26 protein-coding genes are annotated in these 26,714 nt (G+C 50.0%); 2 read left to right on the forward strand and 24 right to left on the reverse strand.

What is annotated here, in order from left to right:
* Positions 1-40 precede the first annotated feature (40 nt).
* The 7 genes from atpE to galE all read right to left on the reverse strand — a co-directional run bounded on the left by atpE (position 41) and on the right by galE (position 4,287).
* Positions 41-277 (reverse strand): ATP synthase F0 subunit C, encoded by a 237-nt coding sequence (gene atpE, locus CR164_RS10880; RefSeq protein WP_110024025.1) that lies wholly within the window; start codon positions 275-277, stop codon positions 41-43.
* Positions 278-389: 112 nt separating this feature from the next.
* Entirely contained in the window at positions 390-1,403 is a 1,014-nt protein-coding gene (locus tag CR164_RS10885; RefSeq protein ID WP_110024026.1) for a F0F1 ATP synthase subunit A, read from the reverse strand.
* Positions 1,400-1,786, reverse strand: a complete 387-nt coding sequence (locus CR164_RS10890) for a hypothetical protein (protein WP_110024027.1) — start codon at positions 1,784-1,786, stop codon at positions 1,400-1,402. The genes CR164_RS10885 and CR164_RS10890 overlap by 4 nt, the downstream gene beginning before the upstream one ends.
* Positions 1,787-1,815: 29 nt before the next feature.
* Positions 1,816-2,064, reverse strand: coding sequence for an AtpZ/AtpI family protein (locus CR164_RS10895; RefSeq protein WP_110024028.1), 249 nt, complete (start codon positions 2,062-2,064; stop codon positions 1,816-1,818).
* Positions 2,061-2,486: a bactofilin family protein gene (locus CR164_RS10900; protein WP_110024029.1), complete on the reverse strand. Its 426-nt coding sequence runs from the start codon at positions 2,484-2,486 to the stop codon at positions 2,061-2,063. Before CR164_RS10900 ends, CR164_RS10895 begins: the two co-directional genes overlap by 4 nt.
* A 13-nt stretch (positions 2,487-2,499) precedes the next feature.
* Entirely contained in the window at positions 2,500-3,297 is a 798-nt protein-coding gene (locus CR164_RS10905; protein ID WP_110024030.1) for a murein hydrolase activator EnvC family protein, read from the reverse strand.
* Between the two features lie 9 nt (positions 3,298-3,306).
* On the reverse strand, positions 3,307-4,287 hold the full coding sequence (gene galE, locus CR164_RS10910; protein WP_110024031.1) for a UDP-glucose 4-epimerase GalE: 981 nt from the start codon (positions 4,285-4,287) through the stop codon (positions 3,307-3,309).
* A 137-nt stretch (positions 4,288-4,424) separates the two neighbouring features.
* Between galE and pgeF the strand changes: the two genes are divergently transcribed.
* Positions 4,425-5,186, forward strand: coding sequence for a peptidoglycan editing factor PgeF (gene pgeF, locus CR164_RS10915; protein WP_110024032.1), 762 nt, complete (start codon positions 4,425-4,427; stop codon positions 5,184-5,186).
* Here pgeF and CR164_RS10920 read toward each other — a convergent pair.
* Positions 5,161-5,370, reverse strand: a complete 210-nt coding sequence (locus CR164_RS10920; protein WP_110024033.1) for a hypothetical protein — start codon at positions 5,368-5,370, stop codon at positions 5,161-5,163. The two genes, pgeF and CR164_RS10920, sit on opposite strands and share 26 nt — an antisense overlap.
* 343 nt (positions 5,371-5,713) lie before the next feature.
* Between CR164_RS10920 and bchU the strand changes: the two genes are divergently transcribed.
* A complete protein-coding gene (bchU, locus tag CR164_RS10925; RefSeq protein ID WP_110024034.1) occupies positions 5,714-6,733 on the forward strand; it encodes a bacteriochlorophyllide d C-20 methyltransferase BchU in 1,020 nt (339 codons plus the stop codon).
* A gap of 63 nt (positions 6,734-6,796) precedes the next feature.
* Here the strand turns inward: bchU and CR164_RS10930 are convergent, their stop codons facing one another.
* The 16 genes from CR164_RS10930 to CR164_RS11005 all read right to left on the reverse strand — a co-directional run bounded on the left by CR164_RS10930 (position 6,797) and on the right by CR164_RS11005 (position 26,709).
* Complete coding sequence (locus tag CR164_RS10930; RefSeq protein WP_110024035.1) at positions 6,797-8,089, reverse strand: acetyl-CoA hydrolase/transferase family protein; 1,293 nt, start codon at positions 8,087-8,089, stop codon at positions 6,797-6,799.
* Positions 8,090-8,171: 82 nt separating this feature from the next.
* Positions 8,172-9,929: a succinate dehydrogenase flavoprotein subunit gene (gene sdhA / locus CR164_RS10935; RefSeq protein WP_110024036.1), complete on the reverse strand. Its 1,758-nt coding sequence runs from the start codon at positions 9,927-9,929 to the stop codon at positions 8,172-8,174.
* 12 nt (positions 9,930-9,941) lie between these two features.
* Positions 9,942-10,433 carry a succinate dehydrogenase/fumarate reductase transmembrane subunit gene (locus CR164_RS10940; RefSeq protein WP_110024037.1) on the reverse strand — a complete coding sequence of 164 codons (492 nt, stop codon included), beginning with the start codon at positions 10,431-10,433 and terminating at the stop codon, positions 9,942-9,944.
* A complete protein-coding gene (sdhC, locus tag CR164_RS10945; protein ID WP_110024038.1) occupies positions 10,430-10,864 on the reverse strand; it encodes a succinate dehydrogenase, cytochrome b556 subunit in 435 nt (144 codons plus the stop codon). The genes CR164_RS10940 and sdhC overlap by 4 nt, the downstream gene beginning before the upstream one ends.
* A gap of 173 nt (positions 10,865-11,037) precedes the next feature.
* The gene (ftsZ, locus tag CR164_RS10950; RefSeq protein ID WP_110024039.1) at positions 11,038-12,300 is read right to left on the reverse strand and encodes a cell division protein FtsZ; all 1,263 of its coding nucleotides are present in this window, start codon (positions 12,298-12,300) and stop codon (positions 11,038-11,040) included.
* A gap of 30 nt (positions 12,301-12,330) precedes the next feature.
* Positions 12,331-13,617, reverse strand: coding sequence for a cell division protein FtsA (gene ftsA, locus CR164_RS10955; RefSeq protein WP_110024040.1), 1,287 nt, complete (start codon positions 13,615-13,617; stop codon positions 12,331-12,333).
* 24 nt (positions 13,618-13,641) lie between these two features.
* Entirely contained in the window at positions 13,642-14,514 is an 873-nt protein-coding gene (locus CR164_RS10960; protein WP_110024041.1) for a cell division protein FtsQ/DivIB, read from the reverse strand.
* Positions 14,514-15,446, reverse strand: coding sequence for a UDP-N-acetylmuramate dehydrogenase (murB, locus tag CR164_RS10965; protein WP_110024042.1), 933 nt, complete (start codon positions 15,444-15,446; stop codon positions 14,514-14,516). Before murB ends, CR164_RS10960 begins: the two co-directional genes overlap by 1 nt.
* A gap of 58 nt (positions 15,447-15,504) precedes the next feature.
* Positions 15,505-16,902, reverse strand: a complete 1,398-nt coding sequence (murC, locus tag CR164_RS10970; RefSeq protein ID WP_110024043.1) for a UDP-N-acetylmuramate--L-alanine ligase — start codon at positions 16,900-16,902, stop codon at positions 15,505-15,507.
* 11 nt (positions 16,903-16,913) lie between these two features.
* On the reverse strand, positions 16,914-18,008 hold the full coding sequence (gene murG / locus CR164_RS10975) for an undecaprenyldiphospho-muramoylpentapeptide beta-N-acetylglucosaminyltransferase (RefSeq protein WP_110024044.1): 1,095 nt from the start codon (positions 18,006-18,008) through the stop codon (positions 16,914-16,916).
* Complete coding sequence (locus CR164_RS10980) at positions 18,005-19,210, reverse strand: FtsW/RodA/SpoVE family cell cycle protein (RefSeq protein ID WP_110024045.1); 1,206 nt, start codon at positions 19,208-19,210, stop codon at positions 18,005-18,007. The genes murG and CR164_RS10980 overlap by 4 nt, the downstream gene beginning before the upstream one ends.
* Entirely contained in the window at positions 19,207-20,613 is a 1,407-nt protein-coding gene (murD, locus tag CR164_RS10985) for a UDP-N-acetylmuramoyl-L-alanine--D-glutamate ligase (RefSeq protein ID WP_110024046.1), read from the reverse strand. The genes CR164_RS10980 and murD overlap by 4 nt, the downstream gene beginning before the upstream one ends.
* Positions 20,610-21,719 carry a phospho-N-acetylmuramoyl-pentapeptide-transferase gene (gene mraY / locus CR164_RS10990; protein ID WP_110024047.1) on the reverse strand — a complete coding sequence of 370 codons (1,110 nt, stop codon included), beginning with the start codon at positions 21,717-21,719 and terminating at the stop codon, positions 20,610-20,612. Before mraY ends, murD begins: the two co-directional genes overlap by 4 nt.
* 24 nt (positions 21,720-21,743) lie before the next feature.
* Positions 21,744-23,150, reverse strand: coding sequence for a UDP-N-acetylmuramoyl-tripeptide--D-alanyl-D-alanine ligase (locus CR164_RS10995; protein ID WP_110024048.1), 1,407 nt, complete (start codon positions 23,148-23,150; stop codon positions 21,744-21,746).
* A gap of 33 nt (positions 23,151-23,183) precedes the next feature.
* Positions 23,184-24,689: a UDP-N-acetylmuramoyl-L-alanyl-D-glutamate--2,6-diaminopimelate ligase gene (locus CR164_RS11000; protein ID WP_110024049.1), complete on the reverse strand. Its 1,506-nt coding sequence runs from the start codon at positions 24,687-24,689 to the stop codon at positions 23,184-23,186.
* 4 nt (positions 24,690-24,693) lie between these two features.
* The gene (locus CR164_RS11005; protein WP_110024050.1) at positions 24,694-26,709 is read right to left on the reverse strand and encodes a penicillin-binding transpeptidase domain-containing protein; all 2,016 of its coding nucleotides are present in this window, start codon (positions 26,707-26,709) and stop codon (positions 24,694-24,696) included.
* Positions 26,710-26,714 lie beyond the last annotated feature (5 nt).

The following is a 26,714-nucleotide window of genomic DNA, read 5'->3' on the forward strand; positions in this document are numbered from 1 at the left end:
GCATTCGGTTCTCATGACGTATGATGTATTACTTTTCCGCTTACTTCAAAACCAGCAACACTGCGATAACCTCACCGAACAGGGCAACACCCTCGATAAGTGCGGCAGCAATGATCATGGTTGTACGGATATCCGCAGTTGCCTCAGGATTGCGAGCGGTACCTTCAGCAGCTGAGCCTGCAATGTTACCGATACCAAGACCTGCCCCAAGAACAGCTAAACCTGCGGCTATACCGGCACCCAGATAACCCAAGCCTTCATTACCCAAACCTTCCATGTTTTTACTCCCTCCAAATGATTTGTTATGTATTGAGATCTACTGAAAAAACGGTTTAAAACCCTGACAAAAGTACAAAATATAACTGGTAATAAGAACTATCTCTTTCCGATCAATGCGCAGCCTCAGCGTCATGACTTTCATGTGATGAAGCAAGCCCTATAAAGAGCGCGGAAAGCATCGTGAAAATAAATGCCTGAAGGAAAGAAACAAAGATTTCAAGCAAATAGATGAAAATCGCAAATGGTACCGACACGAGCACCGCAACGATATAGCTCTTAAGAATAAAGCTGATGAAAATCAAACTGAGGATGATGATGTGTCCGGCCGTCATATTCGCAAAAAGTCGGATGGTCAATGCAAACGGCTTGGTGAACAGACCGATGACCTCGATTGGAATCATGATTATCCAGAGAGCCCAATGCGTACCTGCCGTCAGATGCGCAAGGTAACCTTTGATGCCGTGTGCTTTGAGTGCGGAAACCTGGGTGATAAAAAAGGTAAAGACAGCGAGCGTCAACGTAACATTGACGTTACCTGTCGCCGTCGCACCGTACGGAACAAGACCGAGCAGATTCAGTACAAGAATGAAAACAAACACCGTCAACAGATACGGCATGTGCTTTTCGTACCCCTCGCCAATATTCGATTTTGCGACATCGAGCCGGATAAATTCGACAAGAGCCTCCATGGCATTGGTAAGACCACCCGGAGCCTTGCGGCTGTTGACCGATTTATATTGATTACCGACGTAACCGAAAACAAGCAGCAGAATAGCAGCGGCCAGCCACATAAAAACAACGTGACGAGTGATGGATATGTCAAAACCACCTATAACTATTTTCGGAAGAGCGAATTTACCGAACGGGTCGAACTCCATGAGATTGCTGTCGAGAATGTGATGCATGATCACATCTCCAGCACTACCATGCTCCTCTTCACCATGACCGGCTTCGCCATGAGCTGCATCAGCATGAACCGCAGCCTCCTCATGCGCCACAGCCTCACTATGTTCTTCTGCTGAAGATGCATATGCCGATGCACCGAAGCCAAAAAGCAATGACATAATCAGCATCACAACAACCCTGACAAGCTCACCGGACTGTAAAGCGTTAAACCGTTTCATGCGACTCTTTTTTTCTGTTTGTTCTTCTTTTGATATCCGAGAATTTCAACAATCACGTAAATACAGTAAAAAGCGAAAAACGACACAACGAAGTCATTGATCACAACAAGACTTTGCAGGATGATAACAGCAAGAAGCACCATCAGCACCAATAACCTTAATACCAACCCTCCGAAAACAACCTTGGTATACTCGGCTTGAGATTTGTCATAAGCTAGCTCAAACAGCAGGTAACCGATAAGAGAATTGGCAGCGATCAATATCCAGGCAACAAAAACAGAGCCGAGGTCGATGTTATACTCGGTGGCGCTCCAGAATATCACCCCCCATAAAATGACGGACAAGATAAGGATCTTTATCAGAAAATCAAACAGCGGTTTCATAAGATGCAAAAGAATTGAAGTTTACCATGTTACCGACCTTTCCGGTTCGCGTTTTTAACAACTTTTATCAGAAGCAGTATCATCCCCGTCAATCCTGCCCCGACGCCGATAAGCAGAAACAGGGGAGACGTACCCAACTGCTCATCCACCCAATAACCTCCGAGAACAAAAAAAGCAAAACTGATGGCAATCTGAAAGCCAATTCCGAGATAATCGGACAAGGCCCGGACAGATCTTCCGAAATAATCTGAAAATTTTTCTTTGTCTCCGGACCTCATATGCTTTTCACCTCTGAAAGCTGTGGCTCAGACTCTCTTTCCAGCAACTGCTCCTTGAACCCTTCATCCTGTTTCATGAAAACTCTTCCGTTCAGTTTAGCCCCGTCCTCAACGTCGAGAGCAGTAACCCTCAGATCTCCGTCAATTGCAGCGGTGGCTTCAAGCCGGAGCTCTCCGGAGATATCGGCATTTCCTCTGAACTTTCCTGCAACTCTCATGTTCTCGGCGCTTATTTCACCCTCTACGACCCCTTCGCTACCGATGATCAGTGTTGATCTGCAGGTAACCTGGCCGGACACGTTCCCGTCAACCCTGATGTCACCATCAGCCACAAGTTCGCCTTGAACTGAAGTACCCTCCATCAAAAGAGTCAAGCCTCCGGCCGAACCGGATCTGCGTTTTTTTCCTTTTTTACTGAACATGTTTTACACCTGTTTACATTGAAAAATTCAGATAGGCTTCCGGGTCAACGGGAATACCGTTCCTCCAAACTTCAAAGTGCAGATGAACGCCCGATGATTCCTGTCCGGTATCACCTGCAAGTGCAATGACTTCTCCAAGCTTTACCTGCTCGCCTCCTTTTTTGAAAAGCTGACTGCAATGCTTGTAAAAAGTCATGTATTCACCATGATCGACGATTATTGTATACCCGAATGTGCCTGTCCAGTCAGAAAAAATCACTGTACCGTCGGTAACTGCCCCTACAGGCTCGTTTCGGGCAGTCGCAATATCAACCCCGTAGTGGCTCTTCTTCGGCTTGAAGCGCTGTGATATCGAACCCGTAACCAGCCTTCCGGTGAATTTTCCGGGAGTAACCGCCCCGTCAGAAAAAGGTGGAGGGATGATACCCGCATCGTAAACCCTTCGGCCGGCTCCCCCGCCAAACGACGCTTCATCCTGTACCATCGCTTTTTCCTGAAACATGATCCCTTCCACCTTTTGAGTGAATGCCTGCATGTTCTCGATTTCAACGATAAGGCTGTCCACTCGCTTTGCCTGGAGAGCGACAAGCTCCTTCTGATGGGCCGGCAGCGCCGAGCCTGGAACCACGGTATGCAAGGGGGTAGCGAAAAAAACCAACCCCGCCAAGGAAACCAGCAGCCCTAGCACAAGCAAGAAGACGATAACAAAGGTTGCCGGAACACCTTTTAACAACGTTACAGGCTTCGATCTGCCGCCGACAGGGATAAGACTGAGCGTATAAACAGTTTTTTTCTTGCGGTGAACTCCCATGGAAAAAGATCAGGTTACACTGAAATTACTACGATACACCTGCCATGTTGAATCGATCAGGGTATCGAGATCGCTGTAACGGGGTTGCCATTCCAGCAACTTTCTTGCTTTTTTCGATGACGCAACAAGCTCTGCCGGGTCACCCGGCCTTCTGCCCGACACTACTGCCGGAATGTTTTGTCGGGTAATCTCACGTGCTCGCTGAATCATCTCCTGCACCGTCACTCCGGTTTCGCTGCCCAGGTTCACTGCCAGACTCTCTTTCTTTTCAACAAGGTACTCGAATGCCGTCACATGAGCTGCTGCAAGATCACTCACATGTACATAATCACGGATGCATGTTCCATCTCTGGTCGGGTAATCATCCCCGAATACTTTCATCCCTTCGCGCACGCCGGCTGCCGTTTCCATTACAATCGGCAACAGATTTTCCGGCTTCATTTCCAGGCCTTGTATTCGCCCCTGCACATCATACCCGGCTGCGTTGAAATAACGGATCGAGGCATACTTCAACCCTTTCAAACGATCGTACCACTCCATCATTCGTTCAATCTCGAGTTTGGTGAATCCGTAGAAGTTTTCAGGGTTTTTCGAGTGCTCTTCATCGATCGGCAAATATCTGGGTGAACCGAATATGGCTGCTGAGGACGAAAAAATCATATTCGGTATCCCGGCTGAAAGTGCTGCATTCAAGATGTTTATCGTACCTGCTATATTCATCCTGGCATAGGCTTCCGGCTTGATCATGGACTCACCTGCCGCTTTCAATGCGGCAAGATGTACACATCCGTCATAACCGTCAGCCATAATTTCACGAAGTTGTAACGGCTGCATTATATCCCCGTACTGAAACGCCGCTTCTTCAAAGAGGTTACGACGTGTTCCCGAAGAAAGGTTATCCAGAACGGTTACGTTGTACCCTCTATCGAGAAACTCCCTGGCCACATGGCTGCCGATATAGCCCGCCCCGCCGATTACAAGTATTCTCACGCTACAAATTTTGGTTTATGTTCAACATCTCGTGTTCTCTTTGCCAAAGATAACACTTTCACCTAAATTGAACGATTGTTGCACCATATCATACAAAACCGGCAGACCACCCCCGAACACCATGCCATGGAAGTCTGATGAACAAGCTGTTTATACAACCTGAACTCTTTTCGCAAATCCCAGGACTCTACGCCCTGCAAACAACCCGCCACGGCGGTGTGAGCCCGGCCCCTTTCACAACGCTCAATCTCGGGCACAACACTTCCGACAACCCGGCAAACATTGTGAAGAACCGAACGATACTCTGCAACCATCTGAGCATCGATCCCTCATCACTGGTCATTGCTGACCAGGTACACGGAACCCGGATTCTTCGTGCTTTTGAAGGGGGACATCATACAGGATACGATGCCTTTATAACCGACCGGGAAAATATTTTTCTTTGCATACTCACAGCAGACTGCTTCCCTGTACTCATTTATGACCATGAACATGGAGCGGCAGGTGCCGCACATGCAGGCTGGAAAGGAACGGCAGCAAACATTGCCGGCAGGACAATCGAGGCGATGAAGGAACACTTCGGCACTTCGCCGCCTTCCTGCCTTGCCTGGATAGGCACAGGCATATCCGTAAACGAATATGAGATAGGAAAGGATGTAGCCGATCATTTCGACCACAAGTACCTCCACCTGTCACCCAACGGTCGCTTCATGCTCGATCTTGCGGCAACCAACGTCGATCAGTTGCTCGATGCAGGAATACCCGACACATCGATCGAAGTTTCACCGTTCTGTACGGCCAGGAACAACAGCGATTTTTTCTCTTACCGTAAGGAAAAAGGAAAAACCGGGCGAATGATAACCCTTATCGGCATCAACTCTCCGAACCAGACTCCCTGACGACGATAAGTGCTGTACCAAGCTTTTTTTCCAACGCTCTCACCTGCAGCAATTCCTGCTCTGTAAGATCGTCGGCAACGACATTGTAACTCGAGTAGGATAACAGTGTCTTTCCGATACTTTTTTCCAAAGCCCTGACCTCCTGCAACTGTTCATCCGACAGTTTTGAAAGACTTGACAGCATATCAACCCTCCTTTACAGCACCGTTCTTTTCATGCCGCCCGGCCTGATCGCCAATCACTGGACGTTATGCATCGTCATAGACAATCAAAGCGCGAACGCCACTCCGTATAAGAGCGGTGTCTTTAACGTTTAGCCTGCCTCCATACTGAAAGTATACGGAACAGCCCGCACTCCTTATAGTTGTTTCATAAAGCATTTTAGGGTAAATTAAGGTTTACATGAAAACATCGAAATCCACTCTAATCACTCCTAAGTTGATCGAATGCCGGAACTTGCAGAACACCGGGACTGAGGGAATATCGCTTTCCAGCTTAGGTTTTTAACTTTTTAGCCTTACCTGAACATGAATGACAATGAATTACTGAAATGTAATCAACGGGCCAATGAAATACTCTTCAAGGGGCTCGTGGAATTCGGCTGTTTCAAGGCTGCACTTGAACTCGACCTTTTCACTCATCTCGCTGACGGAGCAAAAGATGTTGAAACCCTTTCAGAAGCTATCGGAGCCGTACCGCAACGGCTTGGAATGCTGCTTGAAGCACTTCGTCAAATCGGAATCACCGTGCAGGAAAACGGCAAGTGGGAATTGACCGATTTCGCAAAAAGCATGTTCGCCCCCAACGAGGAACACCCGAACCTTTACATGGCCCCCGTCGCAAAAGCCATGGCTTATACCGCCGAGAACTTTTATATGAGCATGGCAGAAGCTGTACGAGGCAAACTCGATTACAAAGGAGAAACCTCCTATCCCCCGAAAACAAAAGAAGAAAACCTTTATTTCGAAGAGATACACCGCCGTAATGCCCATTTTGCCATCAAGCTGCTGCTTGAAGAAGCCAACCTCGCCTCCAATGAAAAACTTATCGACGTGGGAGGTGGAATAGGGGATATTTCAGCGGCACTTTGCAAAAAGTATACGCAGCTCAATACCACCATCCTGAACCTTCCCGGAGCGATTGAGCTTGTCGATGAAAATGCCGAAGAAAAAGGCCTTGGAGACAGGTTGAGAGGTTCTGCCGTAGACATTTACAGGGATGAATACCCTTCAGCCGACGCGGTTATGTTCTGCAGGATTCTCTATTCGGCAAATGACCAGCTTACCGAAATGATGTGTACAAAGGCGTTCAACGCACTCGAAGCTGGGGGTAAGGTACTCGTGCTCGACATGATTGTCGATGAAAAAGAGCATCCGAATTATGACTACCTCAGCCACTATATCATGGGCATCGGTATGCCGTTTTCGGTTCTCGGCTTCAAGGAGCAATCGAATTACAAGCCTATCCTCGAAAAAATCGGGTTCACGGACGTTCGTATGGTGCGGCGTTACGAGCATCTCTATGTCGAAGCGGTTAAACCCGCCTAAAAAAGTACCGAAAGATCATTGAAAAAGCAGTTTCCGCTATTGCAGAAACTGCTTTTCTCATTCCTATGGGCAAACCTTCCTGTAACCGCCGTAAAGGTCATGGGCTGTACGGCAGATATCTTCACGAAAATCCGGATGAGCGATACTTGCAAGTGCCTCAGCACGCTGGCGCATATTTTTACCGTGAAGGTTTACAATTCCATATTCCGTAACGACATACTGCACATGAGCCCTTGTGGTCACAACTCCCGCACCCGCCTTGAGCACAGGCACAATCCGGGATTCACCGCGTTTGGTAACCGAAGGAAGTGCTATGATGGGTTTTCCATCGGGAGAAAGCGCCGCACCACGAATGAAGTCCATCTGTCCGCCGACACCTGAAAAATGCCGATGTCCTATGGAATCGGCACAAACCTGCCCGGTCATATCGATTTCAATGGCGCTGTTGATCGCTGTAACCCTGGGGTTTTTCCGGATCTCTTTGGTATCGTTTACGTAGTCCGAACCGAACATCTCCACAAGCGGATTGTCATCGACGAAATCATAGAGCCTGCGGGTACCTAAGAGAAAACTGGCGACGATGATTCCATTGTGGGTAGATTTGTACCTCCCTGTGACAACCCCTTTTTCAACAAGATCGACAACTCCATCGGAAAACATTTCCGTATGGATTCCTAAATCTCTGTGATGTATCAGGGCCGCAAGGGTAGCATCGGGAATAGCACCGATACCCATCTGAAGAGTTGCACCGTTTTCTACTATGGAGGCTATGTTCTGTCCGATTTTTCGTTCGATATCGGTCAATTCATGCCTTGGGCCTTCAGGAAGAGGATCGTCAACATCAACCATGGAGTCAATATGGCTTATATGCAACAATCCTTCACCGTGTGTCCGGGGCATATTCGGGTTCACCTGCGCAATAACCGTCTTTGCAGTATGAACCGCTGCCCGCGCCGCATCCACCGATACTCCAAGGGAACAGTATCCGTGGCGGTCCGGAGGGGAAACATGAACAAATGCAACATCGAGAGGCAGGACATTTCTATAAAACAGTGCCGGTACATCACTTAAAAAAATAGGTATAGCGTCTGCCAACCCTTCCTGAACGGCAGATCGTACATTTCTACCGACAAACAGGGCATTGAGCCTAAAGCTATCACTATACTCCGAGCGGACATACGCTGCATCGCCTTCTGTATGAAGGCTTACAATTTCAACATTACGCAACTCATCCGCCCGGTCAACAAGAGCATCGATAAGCCTCTGCGGTGTCGCAGCAGCTGTTTGCAGAAAAACCCTGTTTCCCGACTCGACGACAGCAACCGCCTCTGCCGCCGATATTGTGCGGTATTTCATAAATTATTCAACTCCTTTTTTTATTTCTATTTCCGATTTCATGTAAACCATATACAAACACCCCATTGCGAACTCCTTTCGTTCAATACTTCCGTTCTTTCGGAACAAACTCTGCACGGGACGACGCAAGAGAAAGGTCGACAGTTTTCTGCATATGTGTAATCGCCCCCCCCTCTTCAAGAAAACAAATCGAATGCTTCAGCCACGACGCATCATCCCGCGACTGATAATCATCCCTGCTATGAGCACCTCTTGTTTCCCTTCGTTCAAGAGCCGATACCGCAACAGCTTTCGAATAGTTAACCATATGCTGCAACTCGATAGCCTCGAGAAGTTCCGTATTGAACTTTTCACTCTGATCGAAAACTCTTATCGCTTCAGCCCTTTTCTGAAGTGCCGTGATTTTTTCCACCGCCTCCGAAAGCCCTTGTTCATGACGAAACACCGACACGTTTTCCATCATCACATTTTGCAGTTCGGCTCTGATCGGAGTAATCGCCTCACCGCCGTCCCTGCCTTTGAGGACGGCAATTTTCTCACTCATCCGGGCGGCAGCCCCTGTATCCAGAGGAATCGGAGTGAGACAGATCCTGTCGAGGTACCGGTTGATATCTTTACCTGCTCGTCTACCGAAAACAATAAGATCCAGCAAGGAATTGGAGCCAAGACGATTTGCGCCATGCACCGAAACACAAGCGACCTCACCTGCCGCCCAGAACCCCGGGACTTCACGTCCTTCTGCATCTCCGCTCACCCTGCCATTTGCATCCGTAGGTATTCCTCCCATTGCATAATGACAGGTCGGCTGTACCGGAATAGGCTTTTCTGCAGGATCCACGCCAAGGTAAATCTTCGCAAACGACTCGATTTCAGGCAGCTTTTCAACGATTTTCTCTTTTGACAGCCCCGTCAAATCAAGCAGAACGTGATCTTTCATCGGCCCTGCACCCCGGCCCTGCCTGATCTCCTCATAGATGCTCCTGCTTACAATATCACGTGGTGCAAGATCCTTGATGCTCGGCGCATAACGCTCCATAAACCGTTCGCCCTGTCCGTTTCGCAGGATCCCCCCCTCTCCTCTTGCAGCTTCGGTAATCAGTATGCCAAGCCGATAAAGACCGGTAGGATGAAACTGCACAAACTCCATGTCCTCCAGAGGCATCCCGTTGTTCAATGCTATGCCCAGTCCGTCCCCGGTATTGGCAAAAGCGTTGGACGTGGTCCTCCAGGCTTTTCCATAACCACCGGTAGCGAACATCACAGCCCGGGCATGAAAAAGCATGAGCTGCCCGGTTTTGATCTCGATGGCGACAATTCCGTTCACGGCTCCTTCGGCCATACACAGATCCAGCACCTGATATTCGTCATAAAAGCTGACGCCTTTTCTCAATGACTGTTCATAAAGCGTATGAAGACAAACATGACCAGTCCTGTCAGCAGCATAGCATGTTCTGCGAACCGGAGCCTTCCCGAAGTTGCTGGTGTGTCCTCCGAAAGGACGTTGTGCTATGCGGCCGTCTTCAAAGCGTGAAAAAGGTACACCGAGATGTTCAAGTTCGATAATCGCACGAGGGGCATCGTTACACATAACCTCCACGGCATACTGATCTGCCAGATAATCCGAACCCTTGATGGTGTCATAAGCATGCCATTCAGGAGAATCTTTCTCGGCATTGCCAAGTGCCGCCGATATCCCTCCCTGGGCCGCTCCGGAGTGTGACCGTAGAGGATGAAGCTTCGACAGAACGGCAACATCGTGTTTTCCGGCAACTTCAACCGCTGCCCTGAGCCCTGCGAGACCGGAACCGACAATGATCACATCATGGTAAACAACCTGCATAATCCGATTATCCTAATTCATTCCAACAGACATAACCGCCATAGTGCCCTGCCAAGCAAGCAACACGCTTACCGTCCAACCCATTGCTACAGCGATCTTCCTTATACGCTCGTTATGCACATAGTCTCCAAGAGCCCTGCTGACCCCCAGCATACCATGTGACAACGCCAAAAACAACAGCATGATATCGATCATTTTCCATAACGGCGCTTGTAACCTCTCGAGAACTTTACTGTACGTAATGACATGTTCTCCCGGCAACGCCTCTTTCAGCGCGCCCTTTGCAAACGCATCGGCGAACTCCTGCCCGGTGGACCCGAGCTCTCTGAGTATACTATTATATTCTTCGGCTGTCGCGAGAAAACCGTTGGGCATATGCTGTAACCAGAAATGCAGGCCAAGAAACAACAAAAGGCCAACACCCGTTATACGCTGCATCAACCATCCGAAAGCCTTGAACCGGACCGGTGTGCTGGTCTCTTGATTCTCATTCTGGCTGCTCATGGAAGCATTGGGGCTATGAAGTATGGAAAAATAATCGACAGTCCCCCGACAAGTGTTACGGCAAACGTCAACACCAGAACACCATAGAACAACTGTCGCTGTCGTTCGGAACGGTAGAACGCATCCTGTATCATTATTCTCAACCCGTTGAACGCATGAAATGCAACCGACCCGAGCAACATAACCTCGGCCATCTTGAACAGGGGGTTTCGATATGTTGTTACATATGCTTCAAACGCAACAGGATCGGCAAGGGAACGCAATCCAATGATGTGCAAAACAAGATAGGCTACAAGCGCGAGACCTGTAAACCGGTGCAGCAGCCATGCCGACATACCTGCGAGTTTGCGGTAAGAAGATGCCGTAAACAGAAACGTTCTGAACGAAGGCCTGTTTCTTGATTGTCCCGATCGTTCAATGTTTTCTTGCATCCATCAACGATAAACTTGATAAGAAAAAAGAAAGGTACCAACAGCCGGTATCCGCCCTGAAGATAATCTGTCGTTGAAAAAGAATTGCCATCGGCCGGCCTTTTTACGTTACAATTATGGAAAGATTTCCAACTGGTTCAGGCCTTTTTCCCGAAGGCACGATGATCCGCAGGTTATTGCTTGCGCCGCCGCAAATAAGCGGGCATGTTGGACTCTCCCTTGCGAATCATATCATCAGAACTCTCTTCGGCTTTTGCCCCCCCCTCTTTGGTAGGAGACCCGACTTCCATCGGATCGTGAATAGCTATTTTTCTGCGAATGTAGGCGGGAATTCGAAGATCATCAGGCGTTAGATCATGCCCCTGCGCGACCTGACGGGACATCGGCGGAGAAAACTTGCCTCTGGATGTCAGTGCATCGACCATGTATATGTTTTCGGAAAACTTTTCCTCCGGCGGGTCTTCCTGATCACGACTGAAGCCTGTAACGATAACCGTTACCCTTATTTCTCCCGAAGCTTCTGGGTTTTCAACATAGCCGTTTATTATTTTAGCCGACCTTCCCACCTGCTCCTCGAGATAGCTCATGGCATCGGACATGTCCCGCATGGTAACATCACCGGTCATATTGACCAGCACCCCTTTTGCCCCTTTGAGAGCGACACCTTCCAAAAGAGGGCTTGCAATAGCATCGGCAGAAGCCTTGAGCGCCCGCCTTTCGCCGGAGGCCGACGCCGATCCCATCACGGCATCTCCTGCACCGAACATGATGCTCCGCACATCGGCGAAATCGACATTGACATGACCATGACTGGTAATGATATCCGCAATTCCTTTCGCCGCCCGGTAAAGCACGTCATTGGCCATATTGAAGGCCTCGGTAGCACTGATTCCCTCTTCAGCGATACTAAGAATCTTCTCGTTCTCGATAACGATGAGCGTATCGATATATTTTCGCAGTTCGGCAATACCACCATCGGCTATTTCAGCTTTGATCCTCCCTTCAAAACTGAACGGGCGGGTGACAACCCCGATGGTAAGAATCCCCATGTTTCTTGCTATGGAAGCAATAACCGGAGCAGCACCGGTCCCTGTGCCTTTTCCCATTCCCGCAGCGATAAAAACAAGGTCCGCACCCCGAAGCTGGTCGGCGATCAGTTCACGGTCATCTTCCGCAGCCTGGCGCCCTTTCGCAGGGTCAGCTCCTGCCCCGAGTCCGTTGGTTGCTTTTTTGCCGATCTGAATCCTCGTAGGAGCCTTGGAATTCAACAGAGCCTGGCGGTCGGTATTGAAGGCAATAAAATCCACACCGACAATCCTGCGATCGATCATGTTGTTAACCGCATTTCCACCGCACCCGCCAACCCCGACGATCTTGATGGACACGCCCCGTTCCTCCTCATGCTCAAACAAACCGGGATCCAGTTCAAACGCCATGTATCACATTCCTCCTTTTTAAGGACCCTCTCAAAGCTTTTCCCACCAGTCTTTCAAGCGATCGACTATTTTCCTCCCCGTTTCTCCCTCCGGATGACTCTCTTCGGCATCGACGGGTTCCGTCTGACCATCACGCAAGTCAATCACATCGCTATCCTGAAAATCGCTGTTTTCAAAAGAGTACGCAACAAGCCCCATAACCGTAGCATAAATGGGATTGTTGATTGCCCCTTTGATACCACCCGATACCCCTTCGGGAAAACCGGTCCTCACATCGAGTCCCAGTATATTCGAGGCAAGCGTATCGGTGCCGGGCATCAAACTACCGCCACCGGTAATGACCGCCCCTGCATTTAAATACTCAAAATATCCCGAACGTTTGACAGCCTCTCTGATCAGTTCGAAAATCTCCATCATGCGAGCCTCGATAATCAAAGTCAGTGAACTCTTCATAAAAGATTTGCAGGGACGTCCCTCTATGCCGTCTATAAGAATCTCCTCATCTTCAATTCGCTCCTTCGAATAAGCGAAACCATGCTTGATCTTGAGTTCTTCGGCAACCTCGTAGAGGGCCTTGACACCGTATGCAACGTCATGCGTTACATCATTGGCTGCGACTTTGATCACTTCGGAAAAGCGTATCGCTCCATCGATATAGATAGCGACTTCTGTTGTCCCCCCTCCGATATCGACAATGACAACACCACTTTTTTTCTCACTCTTTTTCATAACAGCAAGACCCGAAGCTATCGGTTCGAACGTCATGGCATTGACTTCGAGACCCGCTTTTTCAACACATTGCTTGATATTGCGGATCTTGGTTTTCATCCCTACAACAATGTAGGCACTGCCGCGCATCGTAGTTCCGGCCATCCCGATCGGATCAAGCACACCCTCCTGATCATCGACAATGAACTCCTGGGGAATTACATGGATAATCTCATGATCGATGTCCAGATAGCGAATATTGGTCTTTGCTTTTTCTAGGAAACGTTTCACATCCGAAGCATTGACGACACCGGACTGATTGACACTTATCTCGGAATTACTGTTGATGCAATGAACGTGAGCTCCTGATATACCGACATTTACCCCCTTTATACGAATAGAGGATTCACGCTCGGCATCTGCGACCGCTGATTTGATGGCATCGACCGTTTTGTTGATGTTGACGACCGTGGCCCGCTGGAGCCCTTCGGAATCGGTACGACCCTTGCCGAGGATGTTGAGTTTTCCCACTTCATCCTTTTCGGCAACGACAACACAGACCTTTGTTGTCCCTATGTCAAGCCCAACGACTATATTGCTTTTCTGCATTATTTCATCCTGTACACGATGATATCAGGGCGATATCCTCTGCGAACTTCCACGGCCGCTCTCTACCGCAAAAACCCTTTTGTCAAATCGCAAATCAACCTTCTCATAACCGTCGAGTCCCATTTTTTCAACCACCTTTTGCCAGAATATCTCGAATTTTTTCAACTTTTCCTTGTAGTCTCCATCATTCCCGACGATAAAACGGGTAGGGGTACCGGCTACCGAAAAATAAGCACCGTTTTCCCCTTCCAGACACACATCTCGTACCAATAACCGCGCGTATTCAGATGCTCTTAAAGCCTCGACCATCTCTTTGAGAACAGCAAAATGCTTTTCATCGGCTTTTTTCAAGTGGGTTCCCTTGACGTGTCTTGTTTTCATCCCGGTGACCTGAAGCAGTCTCGACGAAGAAGGGGGAAGGTCACGATAAGGCAAGATATAACCTTCCGTGTCAATAACCTGAACTTTATCACCATTCACAACCTTCACCATGGGAACACGTTCTTCAACCGTGACCCGAACGATTCCGTTCATCTCTTTCGTGATACCGGCCCTCCGGATATAGGGCAGCTCGGCATAGCGCTTCGTAAGAACAGCATCATCAACATCATCGAGATCTCTGCCGAGCAGACCCGCCGCCTTTTCCCGTAGCTCCCCGGTATCCAGCAAGCGATTGCCGCTGACAATAATATCTCTGACCCAGACACTCCTTTGCCAATGTTGAGCATAGATCCCGAGCCCCACAAGCATTACCACAAGAACAAGCAGCACCGGCACGATAAAGCGCCATCGTGGCTCTGCCGGACCAGAATCGGTCCCGTCATTCAACCCGGCTGCCGGCTCATCGTGTTTTTCCGGAGGAGTACCGGGGTCATCATCATAGACAAATCCTTTCATCAACACAGGGTCTTTTCGTATCCGAGAAGTTTTACTTCCAGTTCAAGAGACACCCCGAACATCTTTCGAACATGTTCTTTTGCAAGGCAAATCAACTCCATAACATCAGCCGAAGCCGCTTCACCGGTATTGATAATAATGTTGGCGTGCTCTTGTGAAATCATCGCGCCACCTTTGCAGGTCCCTTTGAGTCCACAGGCATCGATCATCTGACCGGCACTGAGACCGGAAGGATTCTCTTCAGGCCTCGGATTACGAAAAACACTTCCGGCATTGGGCCATGACAACGGTTGTGAAAGAGCCCTTTTCTCGAACGCCTCTCTGCGCAGCTGACTCCGTCTACCATGTTCTGCAGTGGAAAGTTTCTCGAGTTTCATACCTGAACCAAGAATGACGCTCTCCCCGAGGGAGCTATAACGATAGCCAAACCGGATGTCCTCTGCTGAAATAACACGAGGCTTACCGTTTTCGAATATTTCAACCCAGGATACAACACCCGACATTTCCTGGCCATATGCTCCTGCATTCATCGCAACAGCCCCTCCAATCGTTCCGGGAATTCCCTGTAACATCTCAAGACCGCCAAGAGAAAGAGAAAATGTTTTTTCGGCGATCACCGGAAGCGGAACCCCAGCACTGCAGGTCAGAATATTTTTCTTGATCGTGTAATTTCCCAGTGCTCTCGACGTCACGATAACAGCACCCCTGATACCGTCATCATGCACCACAAGGTTGGTTCCTCTACCGATGAGGGTATAGGGAAGATTTCTCTCCTCAAAAAACGACAGCGCTCGGCAAAGATCATCTCTATCAAGAGGGTCAACATAAAAATCAGCCGATCCTCCGACCTTCAGAGCCGTATGCTCTTTCATGGACTCACCAAGCAGCACCCGCCCCTTGATAGCATCCAGCAGTTCTTCAGTACTGATCATCTCTATAACTGTTGATCTGTTTAGAAAATAGATTACGCTCAAACGTTTTACTTCCGGCTTACTGGTTCCTGCGCTGACATTTCCCGGCAAGCTCCACCGCGACTCTGGTTATGCTCCCGGCCCCCATGCAAAGCAAGAGTTTTCCTGCAACACAGTAACCTTCCAGGATGGAGCAGAGTTCCTCCTTGCCCGGTATAAACTTCACCTTTTGAGCACCGGCAACCGTTGCAGCCTTTGCAACCAGGGCCCCGTCGATGCCGGGAAAGTCATCAGGGTTCTCACGCGCCGCAAACACATCGGTCACAATAACGCTATCGGCATTTGAAAGCGCCCAGCCATATTCGTTCGAAAAGTCCCTGGTCCTGGAAAAAAGATGAGGCTGGAACACAGCGATAACTTCATAATCCTGCCACCCCGCTTTCGCCGCTTTAACCGCTGCCTTGACCTCGGAAGGATGATGCGCATAATCGTCAATGATGACCGGCCCTCCTTCCTTGCCATACCTGATCTGAAATCGTCTTCTCATCCCGTTGAATGCAGCAAGACCCGAAACAAGGCGTTCAACCGGCAATCCCATCTCCACGCCTGTTGCAATTGCCGCCAACGCATTATGCACATTGTGCCTCCCAGGAACAGCGATATTGAAACGCGCCATTTCCTTTTTTTGATGGTCTACCGTAAAAAAGGTTCTATTTCGGTCGACTTCTATATCCCGGGCCATAAAATCCGCAGACTCCTCGATACCGTAAGTGATCGAGCGCCTGTCGAGCCGAGGAATGATGTTGCGTACTTCCGGCCAGTCAACACAGCACAGCACCCGCCCATAAAACGGTACCTTGTTGGCAAAAGCGATAAAAGCCTCCCTGAGTTCCTCTATCCCTCCATAGGTATCTGTATGCTCGATCTCAAGACTGTTGATCACGGCAAGGGAAGGGGTTAATCTGAGAAACGCACGATCGTACTCGTCAGCCTCTATCACCATGTACCGACCGTCGCCAACCCTGGTGCTTCCTTTCAGGTAATCCGAAATCCCTCCTATCATGACCGTCGGAGCTTCTCCAGCCTCGATGAGCATCGTTGCGATCATCGCGGTTGTCGTGGTCTTGCCATGGGTACCTGCAACACAGATACCACTTTTATATCGCATCAGTTCCCCGAGCATTTCATCTCTCTTGATCACCGGAACCCCTTTTCGCAGTGCTGCGGCGATCTCCACATTGTCACAAGTCGATATGGCGGAAGAGTATACAACGACATCGCTCTCCCCGATATTTTTTTCACTGTGCCCCTTCGCAACGGTCGCACCCTCTTCCTTGAGTTTTTCCGTCACTTCATTGACGGCAATGTCCGAACCGGTAACGGTTAAGCCTGATTTCAGCAACAATTCGGCGATAGCACTCATCCCCGCCCCGCCGATCCCGACAATGTGAACACATTTTGTATTTCCCAGTTCCACTTATTCCACTTTTAGCTGTTTCCTAATTGAATGATCTTCCCGGCAAGCTCGCTTGCCGCGTCCGGTTTTCCATGCTTTCTGCAAGCAACCGCCATTTTTTCCCGAGCCGCACCGTCCTTCAACAACCCATAAACCTTTTCCTTCGCTCCCTTGTCACTAATCTCACCGTCAGAGATCAACACAGCCGCCCCATCTTTAGCCAATGCCTCCGCATTGAAGAATTGATGATTCCCGGTCGCATAGGGGTAGGGAACCAGAATCGCCGGCTTGCCGAGATTGGTCAGCTCCGCTATGGTCGACGCCCCAGCCCTGCACAGGACGAGGTCAGCCGCGGCATAAGCACTGCCCATATCGTTGATATAAGGCCCGATCCACAGATTGCTCGAAGGAACACACGCCTTGCTGATCGCCTCGAAGTCCAGTGAACCGGTTTGCCATATGACATTAGCCGTACCCTCGAGTTCTCCCACCCATTGTTTAACGGCATTGTTGATAGACCGTGCTCCCCGGCTTCCACCAAAAACAAGAAGAGTCGGCAGTCCTGGATCGAGACCGAACGATTTTCCTGCCTCCCCGCTATGGGCGAGAGAAAAACTGCGGGCGGGATTGCCTGAAACGTAAATCCCTTTCTTTCTCTTCAGAAAACGGCGGCTGTCGGGAAAAGAAAGATGCACTTCGGTAGCAAACAAAGAAAGCAACCGTGTCGTCACACCGGGAAACGCATTCTGTTCCTGTATAAGATTTTTTTTCCCGAGCATCTGTGCGGCAAGCAGCAATGGAGCGCTGACAAACCCGCCCGTACCGACAACCACATCGGGACGCTCCTTCCTGATCAGGGAAACCGCCTTACGGACCGAACCGGCAAAATCGGTCAGCACAGCTGCGTTACCAAGCATATCAACCAGCGACCGCCCACGGCTGAATCCACGAACCTTGAAGGTATCCAGACCATAGCCCAGTCGGGGGACCTCTCTCGACTCGATACCTTTTTCCGTACCGGCAAACGAAACTTCCGTTTCAGGCAGGCGTTTCAGAAGCTCTTCGGCCATCGCTACAGCCGGATAAAGATGGCCGCCCGTTCCTCCGCCCGCAAAGATAACCCTCATTGAGCACCCCCTCTCATACCGGCATCGGGAGAAAGCATTTCCCCACCGTTCCTTTTCCTCGATATGTTGATAAGAATACCCACTCCGAGTGAATTAAACAGTAGCGCTGTCCCGCCGTAACTGATAAAGGGAAGAGGAACCCCTGTCGTGGGAAGCACATGGCTTGCAACCGCTATATTGATAAATGCATACAGCACGATGGTAATGGTGATGCCAAGCGCGACAAAACGACCGAAACCATCTGCAGCGTTCTTGGCGATGATCAGTCCGCAGACAAAAAAGGCGGCAAAAAGAGAGAGAACAGCCACCGCTCCGATAAATCCGAATTCCTCACCGATAATCACAAACACAAAATCATTGTAGGAAAGCGGCAGAAAAAGCTCACGTTGTTTACTCTCACCGATCCCCAGTCCGAACATCCCGCCGTTGCCGAGACCTATGAGAGCCTGACGCACCTGGTAGGAAAGCTGCTGCTCATTGCCTCCGTTGAAAAACGACAAAAGCCGTGCAACTCTGTACGGCTGCGCTATCGCAAACAACCCTGCCAGCGGAATAAGCGGAACTGCCGTGGCGAGCAAATGCTTGAACCGTACACCCCCGAGAAACATCATGGTAAAACCGATGGTAGCAACAAGCGAAGCCGTACTGAAGTTAGGAGCAAAAGCAATGAGCGCAACGACCGTGAGTAAAAGCGTCAGCAAAGGATAATAGCTTTCATTGAGATCTTTGATGAAATCCCGTTTGTCGGTGATCAGCCTCGCAAAATGAAAAATCAGAGCATATTTGGCGAAATCGGACACCTGGAAGCTTATCGGACCAAGAGGAATCCAGCGGGCCGCCCCCTTGATGACTCCTATGAATTTGAAAAACAAGAGTCCGGCAAGCAGAATGATACTCAGAAAGAAAAGAACCTTGCTCAGTTTTCTGAAAATCCGATAATCGATCGAAGAAAACACAATCACCGTAGCCAGTCCCAAAAACGTAAAAAACACCTGTCTCCACAGAAAGTACTCGGGATTCGAAAATTTCCGCTGTGCCCATCCGGCCCCGCTGCTGTAAACGACAACAACTCCGATACACATCAAAAAAACAACGATAAGAAGCAGAAGCTTACCTGCAACACTTTTAGCCTCGACGGCTTGACCCGGAGCGGCGATTTTCCCGACTGCACTTACCTCGACCATATCTTCGCTGTGTTTCATTCGGCCATCTCCCGAATACACGTCTTGAACATTTTGCCCCTTTCCTCGAAATTTTCAAACATATCGAAACTCGAACATCCCGGTGAAAAAAGAACCGTCTCACCCTGAACCGCATTCAGCCCTGCCAACGCCACCGCCTCTTCCAGGGATGAGGCCTGAACAACCTTGACGAGAGTGGAAAACGCCGCCATAAACTTATCCCTCGATTCACCGAAAGCTACCAACGTCGAAACTTTTTGGCGAATCATATCCTCAAGCTCGCTGAAATCATCCCCTTTTCCACGCCCGCCTGCCATCAAAACAACCTTTCCCGGTACGGTTTCCAGCGCCCGCTGCAGTGCATTGAGATTCGTTGCTTTCGAATCGTTTATCCAGTCAACCCCGTTGAATGTCCCGACATACTCCTGGCGATGCTCCACGCCGCCAAACGTTCCGAGGGCTTCCTGCACCGGAGCCGTGCCGATACCCGCAACCCTGACTGCAGCAACCGCAGCAAGAGCGTTTTCAAGATTATGACTCCCTCTGAAGCTTCTTTTGAACAGATCATCCTTGCTGATTACCGCCTCTTTTTTGCCTCCGATCACGGTTGTCAGGCACCTTCCGTCCATTGTCGCATAATTGTCATTTACCCCGGCAAAACGCTCTTTGCTCTTGCTGAACGGCACTAAACCCGGAACATACTCCCGATGGTCCGCAAAATGAGCACGCAGGATTTCATTGTCGGCGTTATAGACCAGCCAGTCATCCTTACGCTGATTTGCATAAATCCTGTACTTTGCTTCAGCATAACGCTGCATACTCCCGTCATAACGGTCAAGATGGTCCGGCATGATGTTGGTTATGACGGCAACATCCGGCCTGAACGACGTACAACGTTCCAACTGGTAGCTGCTGAGTTCGACTACCGCAACATCTCCGGGGCTCATCTCCCCGACAAGAGATGAAAAAGGAACACCGATATTGCCGACGCTGAACACCCGGTATCCCCGTTCAGCCGCATCGACACCGCACATGGCGGCTATCAGTGTCGCAGTCGTTGTCTTGCCGTCCGTTCCGGTCACTCCTATAATACGAGCCCTGCAGAACCACGATGCCACCTCGATTTCACTGAACAACCCGACACCGTTCTTCCCCATCACCTCGACGACCGGCACATGAGGAGGGATACCGGGGCTCACCACGGCGAAGTCCGTTTCGAGCACCTTGTGACTGTGCCCTCCCTCCTCGAAAGCGATACCTCTCTCTTGAAGGCATGCTCGCTCATGGCCTCCAAGAGGCCCACTGTCACTCACAAAAACATGAGCTCCATGCCTCTGCAGCAGCAACGCCACGGCAATACCGCTACGCTTCGCCCCGAGAACACTGACATATGCCCCTTTTACACGTTCTGCCTTCACACTCATCTCAATTTTAACGTCATCAGACTGGCAAGGAAAAACAACAGCGTGATGATCCAGAACCGTATGACAATCTTTTCTTCCGCCCACCCTTTCATCTGGTAATGATGGTGCAGGGGTGCCATGAGAAATATCCGCTTTCCTTCACCGTACCGCCACTTGGTAAATTTAAACCAGGCAACCTGCAAAGAAACGGAAAGAGTTTCGACGAGAAACGTTCCGGCCAGTACCGGAAGCAGCAACTCCTTTTTTATCAACAACGCAATAACGGCTATCGCACTGCCGAGAGCCAGTGACCCTGTATCACCCATGAAAATCTCTGCAGGATGGGAATTGAACCATAAAAACCCCACGCACGCCATAACGATCGCCATACTGACTATCGTAACTTCTCCGCCTCCGGGAATGTAGGCAATGTCAAGGTAGTCGGCATACACCGTGTTACCGCCAAGATAGGCGAATCCGCCAAGCCCGAACACAACGATACCCGATACACCGGCGGCAAGGCCGTCAAGGCCATCAGTGAGATTGACCGCATTGGAAACGGCAGTAATGATAAACACCACTATGGGAATGTACCACCAGCCGTAATCGATCATCAAATCCTTGAAAAAAGGAATCGTCGTTTCCGTCAGGAGTACTGAAAATGCAGGATCATAGTGTGTATAAAACCCGATGAACAGGCCGAGAGAAACCTGACCGACCAACTTGTACTTGGCGGACAGCCCACCTTTGATTTTCAGCACAACTTTCCGGTAGTCATCGACAAATCCGATAGCTCCCATCCAGAGGATAGAGAGAAAAATAAGCCAGACATAGGGATCGTCAAGCTTTGCCCAGAGCATGCCGGAAACAAGCACTGAAAATATAATCAGTGTCCCCCCCATTGTCGGCAGCTCCTTCTTCTTCTTGCGGTGTTCAGCCGGCGCCTCCTCCTTGACCGGTTCGATATATTTGGACTTGAGATACCCGATCAGCTTCGGACCGGCAAGAATGGTAATCAAAAGAGACGTAATAGCGGCAGCACTCGCCCTGAACGTAATATATTCTATAACGCCGAAACCCGGAGGGTCGAAAACCTCATTGATATATTGCAGCAAATAGTAAAGCATAAAAAAAGAAATCCGATTTGTTGATCAGTCCGATGCCATGAGACCTTCAGCGAATCGTTCCAGCCTCATTCCCCGTGAAGCCTTCAGCAGGAGAACGTCCCCCGGATCGAGCGAGGAGCTCAACACCTCCCGAAGCTTCTCTTCATCCGTAAAATGCCCGGAGCATTTTGCCCCGGCTTCTGCACAGCAAAGCGCTGCCTGCTCACCGAATGTGTAGAGCGAATCGATCCGCTGAAGCCCTGCAACATAACGCCCGATTGCCCGATGTTCCAGAGCGCTGGACTCCCCCAGCTCAAACATATCCCCTATGACCGCAACCCGTTTTCCTGAAGTCGGCAGCTCACACAACAAATCGAGCGCCTGACGCATCGAATCCGGATTGGCGTTATAGGTATCATTCACGACAGTGATCCCACCGGCGTTCTGAAACTCGAGCCGCTTCCATCCTTTTTGAGGCCGGAGGCCTTCGAGGCCAACTGCGATTTGTTTCGGATTCAAACCGAAAAACAACCCTACCGCAGCAGCAGCCACTGCATTGGAAACGTTGTGGCGACCAGCGAAGTGCAGGGTAACGGAAACAGTTCCTGCAGGGCAACACAGCGTAAACAATGCCTTCCCGGCAGCATCCATCCTGATATCTTCCGCCCATACACCATTGGCATCGAGCCTGTTACCGTAAGAAACGGTACCGGGCAGTCCAGCCGCAGCCTTATCGAGCCACTCGTCTTCGCGGTTCACGAAAGCAACACCATGATGCTTTTGCAGATATCTGTACAAAGCTGTTTCCGCATAAGCGACCCCATCCAGATCCTGTAAAAATTCAAGATGCTCATGACCGATATTGGTCAACAACCCATGAGTCGGCCTGGCAATCGCTGTAAGCAACTCCATTTCTCCAGGGTGGTTTATACCCATTTCAACAACAGCCATTTCGTGTTCTCTGCGGAGCCCGAAAAGCGTAAGCGGCACACCAAGATGATTATTGAGATTACCCTCGCTCATATGAACCTTGTAGCGGCTCCGGAGCACCGACGCCGTCATCTCCTTGGTCGTTGTTTTTCCGTTGCTCCCGCCAATTCCGATCACCGGAATATCGAACTTCGATCTGTAGAGCCTTGCAAGCTGTTGCATCGCATCCACGGTATCGGTTACCACAACATAGCCGAACCCTGGCTCTTTCTCTGCTGCACCCAGCTCATCATACCACTCTCTGTTGACAACAGCACAAGCCGCACCCCGTTCAAAAGCCTGGTGAACGTAGCGATGACCATCTGTTTTCTCTCCTTTCAGAGCAAAAAACAGTTCACCTCCCGTTACTTTTCGAGAGTCTATCACAACCAGCGGCTCGGCAAACATAACAGGATCATCCCGGGTAAACCCGGCAACTACCCCGACAGCTTCAAAATCCTTTTTCTCCAAACAAACTGTCATATTCCCGGCTCAGCCCCTTTTTCTGATTTTCCTCTATGCATTTCTTGCAACCAGCGCTGCTGTTATAGTTTCCCGATCGGAAAAATGCCTGCGAACACCTGCAACCTCCTGATAATTTTCATGCCCTTTCCCTGCAACAAGCAGAATATCCCCTTTTTTCATGAGATTGACGCCGCAACGGATTGCCTCGGCCCGGCTCCCGAACCGATGGAAACTTGCAGAAGATACCCCTTCTGCGATATCATCCATAATATCGTCAGGATCCTCATCCCTCGGATTATCCGAAGTAATGATAACCCTGTCGGCCCCTTTCGCAGCAGCCGAACCCATTTTCGGGCGTTTGTCCCGATCGCGGTTCCCCCCGCATCCAAAGACCACGATGAGCGCCCTATCAGGAGGCTTGAGCTCGTTCAATGTTTCGATTACCTTAACCAGTGCATCCGGCGTATGCGCATAATCGACAACAGCAGAAAATTCTCCGGTTGCACCACTGATTATTTCCATCCTCCCCTCTACCGGGGAAGCCGTCGCAAGACAATCAATGACCGGCTCGGGCTGCAACCCCATCGCAATACCGGCAGCAAACACTTCAAGCAGATTCATGACATTATAAAGTCCCGGCAACCTGAAACCGCACTCATACTTTCGACCCCCTGCCTCGATTTCCACCTCTGTTCGCTGCATTTCCGCCTTGATGATACGAGCACGAATATCCATGCCCTCCCGACAGGCAAACTGCTTGTGGCCAACCGTGCAGCAATACAAATCGGCATTTCCACGTTTTTTCACCATGAACGCAGCCCACGGATCATCTGCATTGACAACGACAAAGCCTTCTGGATCGACGGCATCCATCAACAGTTGTTTCGCCTCGGCATACCGCTCCATCGTATGATGAAAATCAAGATGATCCTGTGTCAGGTTGGTGAAAACCGCCCCTGTAAACCCAATACCATGAGTCCTCTGCAGAACCAGCGCATGAGAGGAAACTTCCATAACCACCGCCTTGCATCCCCGTTCGGCCATCATAGAAAAAAGCCGGTGGAGCACTTCCGCTTCGGGAGTTGTTTTCCCTAGCAGAACAGTTTCCTCTCCTACAAGCGCCAGACCTGTACCAATATATCCCGTCCGAATCCCACAGTCGTTCATCATTGCCACCATAAGGCGCGCGGTTGTGGTTTTACCGTTGGTTCCCGTAACCCCGATAATATGCAGCGTGTCGGCGACATCATGGTAAAACCGTTTTGCGAGCTGCGCCATGGAACGCCTGGAATCCCGCACGACAACATAACAGACCGCTTCATGTATTGTGCCCGGCAGCTCTTGGCAAACCACAATCACCGCCCCTTTACCAACAGCATCTTCTATAAAGCGATGACCGTCCGTTTCGAACCCTCTTACGGCAATGAACAGGCCTCCTTTCACGATCTCTCGTGAATCCGAAGTGATCTGTTGAATCTCCATCTCGGACTCACAACCACCTGTAACGGTCAGCACTTCCAGCCGTTCCAGCAACATATACAGCTTTATCCGCTCCATTCCTTCACTGCATTCCCGTCTGATTGTACGCTTGCTCTTCTCCCCATGCTCCAAGGGTAACCCGAACCGCGGATCCTGGAACGACCATGGTTCCGGGGGCAACCTGCTGCCCGATAACAATATCCTTCAAACGCCCATCGTATTCCATAACGAGCTCCGTCCACTCCAAAAGCTTTCTTGCGTCCCGCCCTTGCAATCCGACGAGCTTCGGGACTGCAACCGCCTCAAGGGAATCAAGAACCTCCTCAGCTGGCGATGTCATTGCGAGTTTTTTCTTGAGCGGTTCCGATACGGCAATCATCCTTTTCCCTATACGTGAAAAAACCGGCGCGGCGACCATGCTCGCGTAATACTCCGGCTTCGGCTCATCGACCACAACAATTGCAGCGACCTTGGGTTTATCGGCCGGAAACATTCCGACAAACGATGCAACATATCCGCCTTTATGATACGATCCGTTTTTCAGTTTTTGAGCCGTTCCGGTTTTACCGGCAACCGATACACCGGGAATAGCGGCAGCCATACCGGTCCCTTCGGCAACAATCGGCTCAAGGTACTCATCGATCAGATAGCGTGCAGTTTCCTGTTTGACGACCCTGCCCCCTTTCGCCGGACGGGTCTCATGCACAACGCTTCCCTGAGCATCCAGCATCCGGTTAACAACAAAGGGCCGCATCGCGACTCCGCCATTGGCAATCGCTGCATATGATTGCAGAACCTGAAGAGGCGTTGCCGTAAAGCCATAGCCATAACCCATCCAGGGCAGGGTCGTTTTATCCCAATCCTGGGGTTTTCTCAGAAGACCTTTTACCTCCCCTATGAGATCAAGCCCGGTCCTTTCACCGAAGCCGAAACGCTTGACATAATCGTAAAAGGTTTCCTGCCCGAGTTCCATCGCAGTTTTTGCCGCAATGACATTGCTCGAATGCACCATTGCTTCACGAAAAGTCATGCGCTCGAACTTTTCGTGATCTCGTATGACGCGCCGCTGCACCACATAGGAACCATTGTGAGCATCGAGCGTATCGTTCGCCGTCCGGTGGAGTATTTCAGTGGCTGCGGCAGCCATAACGATTTTAACCGTCGATCCCGGCTCGAAAGCATCGGTTATGGCCCTGTTTCTTGCTTTTTCAGGACGATAGTTACGCCGGTTGTTCATATTGAACACAGGATAATTGGCCATGGCAAGTATTTCTCCCGTTTCAACATCCATGACAACCCCTATTGCAGCTTTCGCTTTATGCCGGATCGCCGCGTTGCGCAGCTCGTCTTCAACAATAGCCTGTATGTCGGCATCAATTGTCAATTGAATACTCAACCCTTCATGCGCATCGATCTGTTCTTCCCCTGCAGCCAGAAACCGTTCCCCGATAGCGGATCTTTGAAAAACCTTTATGCCGTCCTGCCCTTTCAGCTCATCATGAAACCTCTTTTCGAGACCGCTGATCCCCCGGTTATCCCTGTCGGTCAGCCCGATAACCTGTGAGGCGATGTTGAGGTAGTAACGATGCTGCTCCTTTTCGTAACCCACTCCAGGGATTTTCGCCTCCATGAGTTTTTCGGCTTTTGCGATCGGCACCGATCGTTCCATCCAGACAAAACGGCTCTTTTTACGAAGCTTCCTGGCATAGTAACTTTTACTTTTGCCGAAATGACTCGCAAAGATCGAAGCAACCTCTGAAACATTGTTCACCGTATCCTTCTTTCCATTTATCCTGACAGGTGTGTTCCGGACAAGATAGGGGTCTGCCTTGAAAGAAACCTTTTGAACACTTTCAGCAAGCAGTCTTCCCGAACGGTCGATAATCCGTCCTCTTTTCGCCTGCTCGACGACCTCCCGCTCATGCTGTCTGGTAGCCATGGTTTTGTATTTCTGAACGTCGACCACCTGAACACTCAACAGTCTGACAACAATGAATCCCGCCAGCAAAGCAAACAGGAAGGCAACCATCCCGAGACGCCATCCAAACTCTTTGCCCGATGCACTGCCGGACCGACCAGCATCATCTAGTCTGTTCATAGTAC

The sequence above is a fragment of the Prosthecochloris marina genome (genome assembly GCF_003182595.1).
GTDB lineage: Bacteria > Bacteroidota > Chlorobiia > Chlorobiales > Chlorobiaceae > Prosthecochloris > Prosthecochloris marina.